The organism is Candidatus Nanopusillus massiliensis, from assembly GCF_920984865.1.
This window is the reverse complement of sequence record NZ_OV100765.1, coordinates 181,078-181,325: the sequence shown is the minus strand read 5'-3', so window position 1 is coordinate 181,325 and position 248 is coordinate 181,078. Positions and strand designations below refer to the sequence as shown.

The following is a 248-nucleotide window of genomic DNA, read 5'->3' as shown; positions in this document are numbered from 1 at the left end:
TTGTTATTGGAAAGCCCAGCAATTTGTAAACCTTATTCATATTAAAAATATATCGGAATATTTTATATATTTATGAGATTGCCTAAGGATGTAAAACCAATCAAATANTATATAAAATTAGATGTAGATATTAATAATTTAGAATATAGAGGAGAAGAAAATATAGAAATTGATATAAATAAACCTACAAATAAAATATATTTACATTCAAAAGACATAAAAATAGAATTAATAAAGTTAGATAATAA

Annotated in this window: 1 protein-coding gene (running past one end of the window); it reads left to right on the top strand. The window is 19.4% G+C overall.

What is annotated here, in order from left to right:
* Positions 1-72 precede the first annotated feature (72 nt).
* Positions 73-248, top strand: the 5' portion of a protein-coding gene (locus tag LUA84_RS01290) for a hypothetical protein (RefSeq protein ID WP_231434078.1). Its footprint extends 52 nt past the window's final position; 176 of the gene's 228 nt are visible here — the first part of the coding sequence; the start codon lies at positions 73-75; its stop codon lies off the right edge, out of view.